The sequence below is a fragment of the Pseudomonas sp. F1_0610 genome (assembly GCF_047470865.1).
Taxonomy (GTDB): Bacteria; Pseudomonadota; Gammaproteobacteria; order Pseudomonadales; family Pseudomonadaceae; genus JAZDRH01.
In genome coordinates this window covers 73,300-87,414 of sequence record NZ_JAZDRH010000012.1, presented here as the reverse complement: position 1 = coordinate 87,414, position 14,115 = coordinate 73,300, and the positions used below count along the sequence as shown (strand labels likewise).

At 40.9% G+C, this 14,115-nt stretch carries 16 protein-coding genes and 1 tRNA gene; 6 read left to right on the top strand and 11 right to left on the bottom strand.

What is annotated here, in order from left to right; translation table 11 throughout:
• The 5 genes from VQ643_RS08685 to recQ form a co-directional block, all read right to left on the bottom strand.
• Positions 1-282: hypothetical protein (locus VQ643_RS08685; protein WP_414199285.1), on the bottom strand; the 282-nt coding region annotated here is incomplete at its 3' end.
• A gap of 297 nt (positions 283-579) precedes the next feature.
• Positions 580-831 carry a hypothetical protein gene (locus VQ643_RS08680; RefSeq protein WP_414199283.1) on the bottom strand — a complete coding sequence of 84 codons (252 nt, stop codon included), beginning with the start codon at positions 829-831 and terminating at the stop codon, positions 580-582.
• Between the two features lie 102 nt (positions 832-933).
• Entirely contained in the window at positions 934-2,541 is a 1,608-nt protein-coding gene (locus tag VQ643_RS08675; RefSeq protein ID WP_414199282.1) for a DHA2 family efflux MFS transporter permease subunit, read from the bottom strand.
• Positions 2,538-2,975 (bottom strand): MarR family transcriptional regulator, encoded by a 438-nt coding sequence (locus VQ643_RS08670; RefSeq protein ID WP_414199281.1) that lies wholly within the window; start codon positions 2,973-2,975, stop codon positions 2,538-2,540. Before VQ643_RS08670 ends, VQ643_RS08675 begins: the two co-directional genes overlap by 4 nt.
• A 102-nt stretch (positions 2,976-3,077) precedes the next feature.
• The gene (recQ, locus tag VQ643_RS08665; RefSeq protein WP_414199280.1) at positions 3,078-5,210 is read right to left on the bottom strand and encodes a DNA helicase RecQ; all 2,133 of its coding nucleotides are present in this window, start codon (positions 5,208-5,210) and stop codon (positions 3,078-3,080) included.
• Positions 5,211-5,369: 159 nt separating this feature from the next.
• Here recQ and VQ643_RS08660 point away from each other — a divergent pair, with 159 nt between their 5' ends.
• Positions 5,370-6,182 (top strand): siderophore-interacting protein, encoded by an 813-nt coding sequence (locus tag VQ643_RS08660; RefSeq protein ID WP_414199278.1) that lies wholly within the window; start codon positions 5,370-5,372, stop codon positions 6,180-6,182.
• Positions 6,183-6,277: 95 nt separating this feature from the next.
• A complete protein-coding gene (locus VQ643_RS08655; RefSeq protein ID WP_414199277.1) occupies positions 6,278-6,847 on the top strand; it encodes a UPF0149 family protein in 570 nt (189 codons plus the stop codon).
• Positions 6,848-6,906: 59 nt separating this feature from the next.
• On the opposite strand, the gene VQ643_RS08650 is transcribed toward VQ643_RS08655, so the two are convergent.
• The 4 genes from VQ643_RS08650 to VQ643_RS08635 form a co-directional block, all read right to left on the bottom strand.
• Positions 6,907-7,530: a hypothetical protein gene (locus tag VQ643_RS08650; RefSeq protein WP_414199276.1), complete on the bottom strand. Its 624-nt coding sequence runs from the start codon at positions 7,528-7,530 to the stop codon at positions 6,907-6,909.
• 9 nt (positions 7,531-7,539) lie between these two features.
• Positions 7,540-9,690 carry a TonB-dependent siderophore receptor gene (locus VQ643_RS08645; protein ID WP_414199275.1) on the bottom strand — a complete coding sequence of 717 codons (2,151 nt, stop codon included), beginning with the start codon at positions 9,688-9,690 and terminating at the stop codon, positions 7,540-7,542.
• Positions 9,691-9,788: 98 nt separating this feature from the next.
• Positions 9,789-10,370, bottom strand: coding sequence for a tRNA-uridine aminocarboxypropyltransferase (locus VQ643_RS08640; RefSeq protein WP_414199273.1), 582 nt, complete (start codon positions 10,368-10,370; stop codon positions 9,789-9,791).
• The gene (locus tag VQ643_RS08635) at positions 10,363-10,947 is read right to left on the bottom strand and encodes a hypothetical protein (RefSeq protein ID WP_414199272.1); all 585 of its coding nucleotides are present in this window, start codon (positions 10,945-10,947) and stop codon (positions 10,363-10,365) included. The genes VQ643_RS08640 and VQ643_RS08635 overlap by 8 nt, the downstream gene beginning before the upstream one ends.
• Before the next feature lie 44 nt (positions 10,948-10,991).
• Here VQ643_RS08635 and VQ643_RS08630 point away from each other — a divergent pair, with 44 nt between their 5' ends.
• On the top strand, positions 10,992-11,258 hold the full coding sequence (locus tag VQ643_RS08630; RefSeq protein ID WP_414199270.1) for a metal-sensing transcriptional repressor: 267 nt from the start codon (positions 10,992-10,994) through the stop codon (positions 11,256-11,258).
• Between the two features lie 6 nt (positions 11,259-11,264).
• Here VQ643_RS08630 and VQ643_RS08625 read toward each other — a convergent pair whose 3' ends face one another.
• Positions 11,265-11,651, bottom strand: coding sequence for an Imm8 family immunity protein (locus tag VQ643_RS08625; protein WP_414199269.1), 387 nt, complete (start codon positions 11,649-11,651; stop codon positions 11,265-11,267).
• Positions 11,652-11,719: 68 nt separating this feature from the next.
• On the opposite strand from VQ643_RS08625, the gene VQ643_RS08620 reads away from it, so the two are divergent.
• Positions 11,720-12,481, top strand: coding sequence for a sulfite exporter TauE/SafE family protein (locus VQ643_RS08620; protein ID WP_414199267.1), 762 nt, complete (start codon positions 11,720-11,722; stop codon positions 12,479-12,481).
• A gap of 60 nt (positions 12,482-12,541) precedes the next feature.
• Entirely contained in the window at positions 12,542-12,763 is a 222-nt protein-coding gene (locus tag VQ643_RS08615) for a YgdI/YgdR family lipoprotein (protein ID WP_414199265.1), read from the top strand.
• Positions 12,764-12,782: 19 nt separating this feature from the next.
• On the opposite strand, the gene dinB is transcribed toward VQ643_RS08615, so the two are convergent.
• Entirely contained in the window at positions 12,783-13,856 is a 1,074-nt protein-coding gene (dinB, locus tag VQ643_RS08610) for a DNA polymerase IV (protein WP_414199264.1), read from the bottom strand.
• A gap of 124 nt (positions 13,857-13,980) precedes the next feature.
• Between dinB and VQ643_RS08605 the strand changes: the two genes are divergently transcribed.
• A tRNA-Met gene (locus tag VQ643_RS08605) sits at positions 13,981-14,057 on the top strand.
• Positions 14,058-14,115: the final 58 nt, after the last annotated feature.

Sequence of the window (14,115 nt, the reverse complement as noted above, 5' to 3'; positions counted from 1 at the left end):
AATTATTCTTAAAAAATAGAAGAAAATACCGTAATTATTAAATATATCATCACATAATTTTTCATTTACTTTCTCAAAATCGAAAAGATCACTCCACCAAGATAAATAAAGCGAATCGTTTTCTTTAATATCCAAGCATAAAGTTTGTTGCTGCTCACTCTCACAATTAAAAAAAACAAGATCTGTGACATCTATCGGTGAGACTCTAGAGTTGAATATTTTTTTTAACTTATATTTATATAAATTATTTAAATCTGCTCTTCTGTCAATAAAATCTAACATATTATATATCCTATCTTCTGCAGCAAGCCAGCAGTAATTAAATGCCGCCAATCTTCAGTATTAAGTGGTTCAGGAAAACAGTTATCTTGGTACAGCTCATAAGCCATACAAGCAAGGCTATAAAGATGTTGGTTATTATGCTATAGCAAATCATAAAAAGGATTGTGTGTCTGTATATAATGCCATAAAGGTATAAGTTCTAATTTATGCAATACTTCATCAAAAAAAACCTGCTGTCGTGTGCGAGCTAACAATTGAATTTGATTAAGCATTACAAAGCATCCAGCATGTTTAATCTTAGCTATTTAGCTTATTCTGCTTATCAATTTTATCTTTGATACGCTCCAATTGAAGGCGCATTTCAGCATCTACTTCATCAGGTTTAATGCTCAAAATAATTTTTTGTAAAACACGTATTTCATTGGCGTCTAATTGGCCATCGCGCTTTGCAATATCTATAATTTTTGTCAATTCAAAAGCATCTAATTTTCCGCCATTGCGGTAACTTGCCATTAGATGGTCTAGCATTTCTAACCAATCACGGCTCATATCTCACTTCCTGTGTTAAGTAATCCAAATATTCTTATTGAATACAGCATTAGCGCAAATTGAAATAAGTTTTATATTGATACGAAACAAGTTCAACTTACACTATATATTCTTCGAATCTGTCTGTTTTTGTTGATTATGCTCAAGCGTTTCTTCAAGCGCTTGCACCACGCCATAAGGCAACTCAGTTTGAGCCTCAATTTCCTCTTCAATTTCTTCACGTGAGGCTTGAGCTGCCTTTTCTTGCTCTGTGAACGCTTCTTGAGCACTGCTATGCTTGCGTTGATAACGTGCTTGCGCGCGATCTAAAGGAGCCGCTCTCAAACGCCAAGCTGGCCATAAGGCTAATAAGAAAACCAAACCAAATAATAAGAAAGTATGTTCATAGGCAATAGATAACATGCCTTCTTCTGCACCTTCTAAGTGGGTATAGCGCCATTGTAAAAATGCAGTCAATAAGTTAATCCCAAAAGCACCACCAATCTGCCTAACAAAGGTGATAGCACCAGCACCATAAGGTAAATCTTCTTTAGATAAGCCCTGTAATGAAGCCGTATTAACCGCAGGCGATAATAAGCCTAGACCAGCACGCCCAATGCCTGCCCAAATGGCTAGCCACATTGCGCCTGTACCAACAGCAAAAAAGCCAAACCAAATAATAGAGAGCGCAAAGAGGATTAACCCTACTAACACTAACCATGCAACAGATACACGATCACACAGCCAACCACTAAAAAAGGAAGCAAAGCCTAGAAATAAACCAGCGGGCAATAGTATTAACCCAGATGCCCCAGCACTAAAGCCTTCAATCACCTGTAAGTAAACAGGAAGCAAATAGGTTGAGCCAAACAAACCAGCACCTAACGCGAAAGCAATCCAACTAGCTCGCCTAAATGCAGGTTGCAACCATAAATGAACAGGTAAAACGGCATGTGGTTTACCATGTGACACAATAAAAAAAGCAGCTGTACACAATACAGCAACAAGCAATGGCACATAAACGATAGGAGCAAACCAGCTATTCGTTTGCGCTTCTGCCAAACCACCCAAAGAGGTAAAAATAGCAACTGTTAATAGCGAGAAGCCGACTACATCAAGCTTTTTACTGGTTTTAGTACGTTCATCAGGAAGCACCCAAGATGCCATCATTAAAATGACAATACACACTGGCATAGGTAGCCAAAAAGAAGCTTGCCAACCAAAAGCATCTACTAAAAAACCGCCTACAGTTGGCCCTAAAGTAGGCGCTATCATTAAACCTAAAGCGTATAAGCCAAGCGCCCTGCCACGTTTCCCTTCATCGTAGACTCGAAAAATCAAGACCGTAGCTAATGGTTGGATAATGCCTGCACAGAAACCTTGCAAGGTGCGCAAAATAACAAGGTGCCAGCCATCTGTAGCTATAAAGGCAAACACCGAGCTCATTAAAAAAATACCTATGCTAATTTGCATAGTAAATAACGAGCCAAGTTTTGATTGCGCCCAAGCTGCCAAAAGCAAACCTGCGGTCATTGCTGCAAGGAAACCAGTAGCTAGCCACTGCGCCATTGACCATTGCATATTAAAAGTGCGCATAATTTCAGGCAGGGCTACGTTAATGCTGGTTGAGGATAGAGCCGTGACCATGCTGCCCATTAATAAAACTGTCAGTAATATTTTTCGATAGTGTGGACCGAAATGCGCCTGCAAGCTGGCTAGGTCTCGATTCATAAATTTTTCTCGATATTGGCCAAGATGCGTGTATGCACGCCCTGGCAGATTTGTTGTTCTTCTTCGCTAATACCTTGCAGCACTTGATCCCTCAGCTCTGCAGCAATATCTTCGATTGTTGTTATCAGTTGTCTAGCGCTGTCAGTTAAAATCAGTTTTTTAGCTCGGCGATCTTGGGTATCGACAATACGCTGAACCAAACCTTGCTGTTCAAGGTTATCGAGTAGACGTGCTAAGGTGGGGCCCTCGACACCTACACTTTCAGCTAATTGCCTTTGTGCTGGCGGCTCATTAAAGCGCGATAAATGTAACAGCACCAGCCAACGCGCCTGGGATAGGCCAATTTCAGCTAAACGCCGATCCAACGCTGAACGCCAAGCCCGCGAAACCTGAGCTAGATAGGTACCAAAAAGATGACGTTGGTAGGCCGGCATACGTAGAACTCCATGAATACTTAGCTAGCTAAATAAAACAAAACTTACCTTAACTTACCATCAGATGCTAGTGATTCTCAAAAAACCATTCTGGGATTTTTCTTAGATCTGACCAAATTCAAGCTTTAAGGCAGCTCGAACGCAATGCAAGACACCTTCATCGACGCTAAAGTTATGCATTTTTTGTAATTGAGAAACACTGGGTAACTCACCGTCACCATCTAAAAACGCGTCTTGGATTTGCTCAACTATTTCCCAAGGTAAATCTAAAGCTTGTTCTAGACTTAACTGCCCCGCTGCAATCACCTGCGCCATTAAACTATAGATGCTTTTTTCCGAACAATTAAGCTGCTGTGCCATTTGGCTAGGCGTCATGCCGCTGCGTGCCAAGGTGACTAACTCATGATTAAGATCACTCACATTATGGGTGGGCGCTTGTGCAGTTTGTCCTTGTAGCACTTTTAAAAATACGTCACCATAACGCTCTAACTTACGCGCACCAACGCCGCTAATAGCCGCCATATCTGACATATCTTGTGGCTGACTACGTAACATTTCTAGCAAGGTAGAATCGGGAAAAATCACATAGGGCGGCACGGCATGCTCTTGAGCTAACTGTTTACGCAAGGCGCGTAAATTTTCCCACATATCACGTTCGTGGGCACGGACCAATTGACTGGCAGAGCTTGTCTGCTGTGGCTTGCGTGGGCTGACTTGTTCTTTTCTTAGTAATAATTGCTCTTGCCCTTTGAGTAAATCACGGCATTTTTCAGACAAACGAAGCCCATTAAAGCCTTCAATATCCACATCAACATAACCGCGAGCGATCAACTGTCGAAATAGCGTGCGCCATTCGTTCTCATCAATTCCCTTGCCTAAGCCATATACAGATAAGCGCTGATGTCCATTGTTTTGTATACGCTCATTATCTCGCCCAAGCAGCACATCAACCAAATACCCAACACCATAGCTTTGTCCTGTACGATAAATCGTTGATAGCGCCTTGCGCGCTGCTTCTGTGGCGTCCCAAGTCTGCACCTTATCTACGCAATTATCGCAATGACCACATGGTTGTTTGAGCACCTCATCAAAGTAGCCCAGCAATGCTTGACGACGACAACGCGCTTCCTCGCATAGGGCTAACATTGAATCTAATTTATGTTGTTCTACACGCTTATGCTGCTCATCCCCTTCTGATTCTGTCAGCATCTTTTTCAGCCATACAATATCTTGGAGACCATAGGCCATCCAAGCTTGTGCTGGCAAACCATCACGCCCTGCTCGGCCTGTTTCTTGATAATAGGCTTCCAATGATTTTGGCAGATCCATATGCGCTACAAAGCGTACGTTGGGTTTATCAATTCCCATGCCGAAAGCTATGGTAGCAACCATGATTAAACCTTCTTCATTTAAGAAACGCTGCTGATTAAAGGCGCGCAACTGATTATCTAAGCCAGCGTGATAAGGCAAAGCAGGGTAGCCGCGCTCAGATAAATATTGGGCATACTCCTCGACTTTCTTGCGAGACATGCAATACACAATGCCTGCATCACCTTTATGCGGGGCTAAAAAGTTTAACAGCTGTTGGCGAGGATTATCCTTAGTGACTATCTGGTAGTAGATATTAGGACGGTCAAAACTGGATAGAAACTGTTTTGCTTGTTGCAAATGTAAGCGTTCGATAATTTCTTGTTGAGTACGTCCATCAGCTGTTGCAGTTAAGGCTATACGTGGCACATCTGGGAAAAGCTCAGCCAGCTGGCTCAAGGCTAAGTATTCAGGTCGAAAGTCGTGCCCCCACTGGGATACACAATGCGCTTCATCAATTGCAAAAAGTCCAACCTTTAGCTGTTGCAGAAACGCTAACATTCGCGGTTGTAACAGACGTTCTGGAGCCAGATAAAGCAGTTTAATATCGCCTTGGCGTAAACGATTGGCAATCTGGCGCTGTTGTTCATGATCCAAACTCGAGTTCAGAGCCGCTGCTGTAATACCTAACTCTTCCAGCGCTGAAACCTGATCCTGCATTAGTGCAATTAAAGGCGAAACCACCACAGTAACACCGTCTCTTAGCAATGCTGGTATCTGATAACACAAGGACTTGCCACCGCCTGTTGGCATCAATACAAGCGCATCACCACCTTGGGTGACATGCTCAATAATGGCTAACTGCTGTCCACGAAAACTATCATAACCAAAGATATGTTTGAGCGTATCTTGCGCCTGTTTTAGCATGCCATCCTCCAGAATAAGCGCTGTATTATACGCACATTCATCACTTTGCTCTAACACCAGATAGCAATAACAAGATACTTAAATTGTATTGATATTCATTATCACTAGACTATAATTCTTACGACATATAAAGACTTTAAAGATTGTTAGGAACAGAAAATGCCTACACCAAGACCTCATCAATGCGTAATTAGTGTTCAAGACAAACAATTTATCACCCCCAATTATCTGCGCATTGTGTTTAATTGCCCCGACGCGACTCATTACAAAGACACTCCTATCGGCGACAACAACAAGTTATTTATTCCACCGCAAGGACAAAAAGAAGTTCAACTCCCAACCTTTGATTTTGAAAATCGCCGCTGGCTTGTTGAAGATGAATCTAAGCGCCCAACAGTACGCACCTATACCCACCGCGCAATTGATTTAGATAAGCAGCAAATCACTATTGACTTTGCTATACATGAAGGCGATAGCATTGCTTGTTCATGGGCACGAAACTCAAAAATAGGCGACCAAATTGGCGTCACCATGCAGGTACAAGCTCGAAAAACGCTACCAGAAGTAGATAACTATCTTTTCGTCACCGATCCAACTGGACTACCTGTAACTGCTGCCTTTTTAGAAAATCTTGCCCCTGAAGCACGTGCTTATGTCATAGCTGAAGTACCGACAGAACAAGATTTCTTGCCTATGCCATCAGCAGCTGATGTCACAATTGAATGGGTAGTCAATCCTCACCCTGAGCAAGGCAGCCCATTATATGAGCGTGTTAAACAGCTAAACCCTGCACTTTTGTTTGAAAATGGCACACGTTATGCACATATTACTGCCGAATACAGCACTATTCGCAACACTCGTAATTATCTACGTAAAGAGCTAGGTTGGACTCGTGATGAATGCTATGCCTGCTCCTACTGGCAAATTGGTAAAACAGAAGACAAGCTTGGCAAAAAAGTAATGGATGATTGATCCTTTATCTTTGCCGTAATTTATCGTGTTTAAGGTAGTCGCAGCCTAATTACTCGACTACAATAAGCCTTCATACATTTGCCTTGGTAACTTAAATGTCATTCGCTGAGCAACTAACGCGCCTACAAAACTTTTTAGACTACGAAGATCTTTCCGAAGAAGCGCTTGATTATGTAGCAGCGCATGGCTATTTAACTGCGTTATCTATTTGCCCAGAAAGCGTTTCTGAGCGCGAATGGATTGATGCTTTATTTGACCAAGAGCCCAATTATAAAGACGCTACTGAAAAGCAAGCTATTGAAGATGCACTGATCCAACTAAAAGCATTGGTAGCTCGCCAACTAGCTAGCGATGAAGACTTTGAACTACCTTGCGATATTGACTTAGGTGATGACCCAAACCTATCAGACATTCGTGGTTGGTGCATTGGTTTTATGGAAGGCGTTTTCATGCGAGAAAACGCATGGTTTGAAAATAACGAAGAAGAAGTCAGTGAGCTATTACTGCCTATTATGGTTGGCTCTGGACTCTTTGAAGAGGAACCTGAGTTTGCTGAAATGGCCAATAATGAAGACCTTGTCTACAGCATGCTAGAGCAAATTCCAGAAGTACTAACTGCACTTTTCTTATTGTTTAATGCGCCAGAAGAAAAGTCTTCTCGCTAGCTTAAAAGTAGAGGCAAATAAAAATCCGCGAATTATCGCGGATTTTTATTGGATACCAATTATTTTTTACTAAAGCTTAAAGTTGATACATAAATAACCTTAGCATAATCTTTTCCTAAGTACTTACCAGCCTTTTCTTCAGTATAACTTGCTTCAATCACATAGTTACCTTGTTGGGTTAGATCTAGAGTAACAATGCCTTCATTGTCTGTTTTTAATTCAATTTCCTTTAATTCAGGCGTGACAACAGAAATACTGTGCTCAACCGCCTTTTCCCCATTTAATAATAATTTAAATTGCCCTTTACTTATATCTACTGGGGTCATTTCATAATCTAAAGAAGTTTTAGTTTCTGTTATGCCATTTCGCGCTCGGAAGTTAACTAACATATCTTTGTGCAGTACACTTGTTGAAGTACGTACATCTCCATCTTTAGTGCTCGGATAAAGAATATGATCCTCACCTAAAGTACCAGCCATCATTTTTTCTACTTGAACCAAACTGGAATCCTTAAACATCCCCAACTTTTCAGCGTTTTCTTTTAGCCCTTCATTAGCTTCACCAAAATACGCAAACGTATTACCATTTTCAGCCCGCTCAAGCCACAACATATGAGCTTGAGCCGCACTCGCAAACAATCCTAATAAAGTAATAGCAGTTAGTTTAGTAAATACATTTTTCATGTTTAATCCTTAGTAATTCCAATTAAGTGTTGCGGTTAAGTTTCTTGGCTCGCCATAAGTATGGTTAGAGGCATTTAAGGTGTATTTTTTATCAAGTATATTATTGGCGTTAACTGATAAATTTAAGTTAGGAGAAATATCGTAGCGGGCCATAGCACTAACTAAGCTATAACTAGCTTGGCGCCCATTACGCTCTTGTAATTTATTTGTAGACATTAAATGAGTATTACTCTGCCATGTGAAACCCATACCTACAGTTAATTTATTAAATTGATTAGGTAGGCGATAGCGCGTAAATAACTTAACTTGATCCATAGGCGTCATATCAGCTTTAATACGATGTCCATCTTTATCTTTAGTTATGCTATGGCTATAACCTGCATTAATATGCCAATCAGGCAAAATTTCACCTGCCAATGAAATTTCATATCCTTTTGAGCGTGTTCCATTGACAGCCTTATAAGCTGAATATCCAGCTGGCGTTTCCTTGTCACCATCTTTAACAGCTAAGTTATCTAGATCAGATTGAAAAAACGCTACATTTACAGTTAACTGATCATTTAATATGCTGCCTTTAACACCCACTTCATAAGTATGCCCTTCTTCAGGATCTAAATAAGACCCCGACTCTGTTTGGTAATTTTGCGGGTTAAAAATATTTGTATAACTGGCATAGGTCGCCCAGTTTTCAGTTATGTCATAAACTACGCCTGCATAAGGTGTAACCACACCAGTTTCTTTGCGACTGTAGTTATTAAGTGGTGAAAGCGAGCTATTTACTTCTGCTTTTTTATGCCAATCACTGACTCGTGCACCTAAAATAAGTGCTAAGCGATCTGTTGCTTTAAAACGTGTAGCAGCATAAAAACCTTGTTGACGTAGTGTTTCTTTATTTCGAATACCTGTATAAGCCATGTCAGGTTTAGCTATTTGCCCATTCCAACCAGCCGTCGATACGTTTTCGATGCTCCCACCTGAATACTCTCGATCATTACTTGTACTACGTAATGCATTAGTGCCAACAACAATCTGATGCTCACGCCCGAAAGCGTGATACTTTCCTGTTAAAGAAAGATCAATTGCAATTTGCTGCGGCGTTTGTGCCTGCCGCCCGTAGGTAAGCGAACCTTTTCCATCAATTAACTTACGCGTACCCAAGACGCCATAAATTCGATCCGTTTCTAAATAGGCATTGATTAAGGATGCGTTTAACTGCCAATCTTCATTAAAATCATGTTTGATATCAGCAAAATAGGTAGTAATAGCAATATCACTATATGCCCAATCAGCTGAAGCATTGTCAGAACGTGAGTAATATGTTTTTTCAGACGTTTTACTATCTAACTTACGAAAAGAATGCACACCGCCATTATTAGTTTTGATTTTGCTATAACTAAATCCCACATCCAGTAACGTCGAATCAGATAAATCAAACTCTAAAATACCGTAGGCAGCTGTACGATGTTGTTTTACGCGATCAAGCCATGAACCATTATCTTGATAGTTAACAACAATGCGCCCACGAATACTTCCTTCATCATTGAGCGCACCCGCAACATCTGCCTGCCCACGATAAGTATCCCAAGAACCAACACTGCTTGATAAACTGACACGTGGATCTATCGTTGGTCTTTTTCGAACCAAGTTTACGGTAGCATTAGGATAGCCAGCACCACTTAGCAAGCCTGTTGCACCCTTGATAACTTCCACACGCTCATAGCCTGCAGAATTCTGCTCCATCATTGCACCCGCTAAAGCAGGCGATAAACTTACACCATCTAACTGATAGTTCTGTACTTTAAATCCACGTACTAAAAAGTCGCTACACGTAACGCAAGCACCTGACACACCATATTCAATACGATTCATGCCAGGCGTTTGATCAAGCACTTTGCCTACGGTTGTAAGCTGCTGATCTTCGATTTGGGCATTAGTGATAATGTTGATGGTTTGTGGTGTTTGCCTTAATGTTAAAGGCATTTTTAGAGAGGATTCGCTTTCTTTCGCTTGGTATTCCAGACTTGAATCTTGTTGGCCCTTAATTACAGTGGCGTCAAGCTCTAATTCGGTATTGGCATAACTGCTAGATAAATAAGTGGCGCTCGTAATGGCTAAACCTAACACAGACAACCGTGGTGTTAATACGTTTACTACAGGCACGTTGTACTCCCCATACAACATAATAAGAATCATTAGCATACACATAGAAACATACATTAACAATAATTATTCTCATTTGCATTTTTGGAGTATGCTTTTTATTGATAATTTTTTTTATAAATTTTCTGACCCATAGCGCTTATCTGCCCTTCAATTAACGCTTCAAAAGGGTTTAGTAAAGGAGAAAAGTCAGTGTCTGGCTCTAGTACTGAAAGACAAGCAACTACAGCCTCTATCGTCGATAACGATTGCGCATTAGGTGCTTTACGTAAGCGATAGCGACTAGCATGTTCAACAGTTAAGCTCAGCTTAGGCAAAGCTGCTAGCCATGGGTTTAAATGCAATAATAGCTTTGCTTTACGCCATGTGCCATCTAACACAATTAACTGTTTAACCTCGCCTAAGGGCAGCGTTTCAACTGCTTTAGCCTCTGCATGTGGAAATAATAAATAACTGCCATTTGTTGCCAACTTATCTTTTAAAGCTGCAAAGTCTTCAGCAACCTGCAATTGGCAATCGCACAAACCTAAGGCGACAAAACGTGCGGTGTTAAGTGCATGTTTCTGCTCACTTGGGTGCTGTAAAATCCATACCCTTGTATTCGATTTAAGTGAGGGAATAAGCTTACATAAGCATTGTTTTTGCGGTCGAACACAACGTGGACAATTAATTCTAGCCATTATTTAACTCATCCTGATTAAAACAGGCTTGCATGGTTTCGATAAGATTTGGCCCACGTCGTTCTTTAAAGAAACGACTGAAAGCTTTTGGCTCTTGATAAATAGCATCTTTATATGAACGATAATACTTAATAGCTTTTAATGCTTGTTTAGCAATTTTACGGCCTTGGCGTTTTTTGCGCTTTAAAAAATTCAATGTCGCTTTTGGTTTTTTTCCAAATAAAATTTCAGTATCAACGCAACATTGCAAGTCAGTATTGCCGGATAACTTAGCTTGATATAAAAGCAAACTATCTTTTTCTTTCATAGTGTCGTACAACATGAAGGCACAGAGATACACCGAATCGGCCAAGGCTGAACCTGCTCGATACGCTTTTAATTCTTGTTTTAATAAATAACCTATAAGTTGACGATCTGCTTTTGAATAATTCGCGTAAATTCTCTGAATTAGCAGCCAACGTTTCGCATAATTGGCATCTGTGGTATATCCTAGCTCGTTATACAGCGCTAAAAAGCTATAGTGTTTTACATCTTTTTTGCGAAAACGGTTGCGAGCTTGCTCAATCAGCGCCTGCATAGTAACTCCTTACTCAATCTATTTAAGCATAACATTGAATCACTATGACTGAGAAAATCACTAGCAAACATGAACCTTTACTCAAACGCCTAGCGCGTGTGGAGGGGCAAATTCGTGGTATCCAAGCCATGATTCAACGCGAAGCTGAGTGCGAACTGATTGCGCAACAATTCAGCGCTGCACGCCGCGCCCTAGATAAAGCCTATCAAGAAATGCTGGCATGCTTATTAGAAGAAACGGTACTCAATAGCAGTGAAGATAAAGCGCAAACCCTACAAGAAGTGCGCAAGATATTCACCAAATATACCTAAACCAGCTTATGCGTAATTGCTATATTCCCAATCAAAATACTGACTTAATGCGTCACAACTGTGTTGATAATGGCCCTTATCACAACGCGCTATGATGTCTTTTATCTCATTTTCTAGCTGTTTATAGTCATAGTAACCAATTAACAAGGTGGCACGACTGGTCAATAAAAACGCTGGTTTTTCCAGCAATACTTTAGGTGTGGCTACGCGTACATAAAAATAATTAATGCCTTGGTTGGGCTCGCTAAAGGCAATAGATAAGGTGAGCAATAGATCAACCTTATCCTGCTCTTCTGGCTGCCATTTAGGCAAATACGCAGCAATATCAGCGTCAATGGCTTGTAAACTTAATTTTTCAAAACCCATGCTATTTCGCTCTTTAGTAACTGCCACTTTATCTCTACTGAATTAGTTTGTAGGCTAGCTAATTATTCTTATTTTTACAATAGTTCCTGCATTTTATGGATATTATTCTTGTTCTTGAATCCTTAGCTATAGGCAGTATTCTTGGTTTGTTACTCGGGCTAACAGGTGCTGGTGGCTCTTTAGTAGGCCTACCATTATTACTTAGCCTACATTTACCTTTACGAGATGCGATAGGTGTAAGCCTTGGCGCTGTTGGTTTATCCGCACTCATTGGTACGCTTTCACGCTGGAAGGCAGGTTATGTCAACTGGACGGCAGTCCTCTTAATTGCCAGCAGCGGTTTACCAGGAACAGCTGTTGGGCAATATATAGGGCAATATATTAGTGAATTTTGGCTGGTTTTAGGTTTTTGCTTGTTAGTGCTGTGGTCTGCATGGCGTATGTGGCGTAATGCGACCTTAGCTACTCCTACCGAGCCTAAACCAATGCGTAAAGTTATTTTACTGATTATTGGTTTTTTTGTTGGTGTTTTATCAGGCTTGATGGGGGTTGGTGGTGGCTTTTTGATTGTTCCAGCGCTGCTATGGTTTAGCCCATTAACTATGCTTAGCGCTACAGCTACCTCAATGGCTATTATTGCTATCGTGTCTGGCAGCGGTTTTATGATGTACCTCACACATGCAGAACCTTCATTTAATTTATTGATATTTTTAGGTATTGGTGGTGCTATTGGCGTATTGTTAGGTAACAAACTAGCATTACATATTGGTGGAATAATGCTACAACGCATATTTTCCATCATGCTTTTGGTTGTAAGCTTAAGTTTGGCAGGGCAAAAGTTGTTTCACTTCTTTTAAGTATTTTTTATTCTTTTGCCCTGAAACGCTGTGATTTCTACTCAACGATGGAGTTCAAACATGACAAAGCCTCTACTAGCCGCAGCCCTGATTGCATCAAGTCTTAGCTTATTGGCAGGCTGCTCTTCACCTTCGATCATCACCCTAAATGATGGTCGTGAAATTCAGACAGTAGACCAACCTGAATACAACAAAAAAACAGGCTTCTATGAGTATGAACAACAAGATGGTAAAGAAGCCTCTGTGAACAAAGATGAAGTATTAACTATTAAGCGTTTGTAACTGTAGATTAAGGCGGTATTTAAATGCCGCCTTTATTATCTTCAAATAAATCCAGCTGCTTATTTAATAATAAATCTTGCAGGCGCACGCCTACACCTAATAAGCGCACAGGTTTATTTGCTCGTTGATAAGCTTGCGTCAATAAGGTTGTATAGCTTGCTAATGTAATGGAAGCTCCTGCTTGCTCCATAGTGGTTTGTGTAAAATCACTAAACTTAACTTTTACCACTGGCTTTTCAGCTCTATAACTTCTATCTAAGCGCGTATATCGCTTATTTAGTTCACTGAGTAAAAGAGGCAGTTGCGCAAGACAGCTTTCTAGATCGGGCAAATCTTTATCGTAGGTATGCTCAACACTTACCGTTTGCCTTCGGCTATTGGACTCTACAGGTCTGTTATCTATACCTAACGAAAGCTGATGTAAACGCTCACCAAAACTCCCGAAATGACGCACCAAAAAGAGTAGCGACTGCTCACGTAAATCAGCACAGCTTTTTATCCCTAAACGCTCTAATTTTCCCGCTGTAACCTTGCCTACACCATGTAGTTTTTTTACGGGCAAGGCTAAAACAAAATCATTTATTTGATCGGGTGTGAGCACAAACAAACCATTAGGCTTACGCCAATCAGACGCAATTTTCGCCAGAAATTTATTAGGTGCAACGCCAGCTGAGACGGTTAAATTAAGCTCTTGCCAAATACGCTGACGAATTTCTTGTGCCATTAATGTAGCACTCCCCTTGCAGCATTTTGATGCAGAAACATCAAGGTAAGCTTCATCTAATGAAAGAGGTTCAATACAGTCTGTATAAGCGGCATAAATCTCATGCATTTTGGCAGAGGCTTGTTTATACACGTCAAAACGTGGGGGGATAATAATTAAATCGGGACAAAGCTTCTGTGCTTGCGCTGTTGACATGGCTGAGTGAACACCCCAGCTACGCGCTTCATAATTACAGGTAGCAATAACGCCTCGGCGATCTGCTTTTCCACCAACAGCCACTGGTTGCCCTGCCAAGCGTGGGTCATCACGTACTTCCACAGCAGCATAAAAGCAATCAGCATCAATATGTATGATTTTGCGAGCAGACAATAGCAACGCCTTAAAAAGCAATAAACACTGGTTATTCTACCAGTAATATTTTATTTTTTAATCTTTTTTTAGAAATACTGCAGAAAAGATTTGACCTTCATCGCAATATCCCTATAATGGGCGCCGCGGGATGGAGCAGCCTGGTAGCTCGTCGGGCTCATAACCCGAAGGTCGTCAGTTCAAATCTGGCTCCCGCAACCAATTTCCAAAGCCCTGATAACTTCGTTTATCAGGGCTTTTTTTATGCCTTGGTATAACC

Coding starts and splice junctions, on each gene's coding strand:
- VQ643_RS08680 (WP_414199283.1), bottom strand. CDS start 831: ATGAGCCGTGATTGGTTAGAAATGCTAGACCATCTAATGGCAAGTTAC.
- VQ643_RS08675 (WP_414199282.1), bottom strand. CDS start 2,541: ATGAATCGAGACCTAGCCAGCTTGCAGGCGCATTTCGGTCCACACTAT.
- VQ643_RS08670 (WP_414199281.1), bottom strand. CDS start 2,975: ATGCCGGCCTACCAACGTCATCTTTTTGGTACCTATCTAGCTCAGGTT.
- recQ (WP_414199280.1), bottom strand. CDS start 5,210: ATGCTAAAACAGGCGCAAGATACGCTCAAACATATCTTTGGTTATGAT.
- VQ643_RS08660 (WP_414199278.1), top strand. CDS start 5,370: ATGCCTACACCAAGACCTCATCAATGCGTAATTAGTGTTCAAGACAAA.
- VQ643_RS08655 (WP_414199277.1), top strand. CDS start 6,278: ATGTCATTCGCTGAGCAACTAACGCGCCTACAAAACTTTTTAGACTAC.
- VQ643_RS08650 (WP_414199276.1), bottom strand. CDS start 7,530: ATGAAAAATGTATTTACTAAACTAACTGCTATTACTTTATTAGGATTG.
- VQ643_RS08640 (WP_414199273.1), bottom strand. CDS start 10,370: ATGGCTAGAATTAATTGTCCACGTTGTGTTCGACCGCAAAAACAATGC.
- VQ643_RS08635 (WP_414199272.1), bottom strand. CDS start 10,947: ATGCAGGCGCTGATTGAGCAAGCTCGCAACCGTTTTCGCAAAAAAGAT.
- VQ643_RS08630 (WP_414199270.1), top strand. CDS start 10,992: ATGACTGAGAAAATCACTAGCAAACATGAACCTTTACTCAAACGCCTA.
- VQ643_RS08620 (WP_414199267.1), top strand. CDS start 11,720: ATGGATATTATTCTTGTTCTTGAATCCTTAGCTATAGGCAGTATTCTT.
- VQ643_RS08615 (WP_414199265.1), top strand. CDS start 12,542: ATGACAAAGCCTCTACTAGCCGCAGCCCTGATTGCATCAAGTCTTAGC.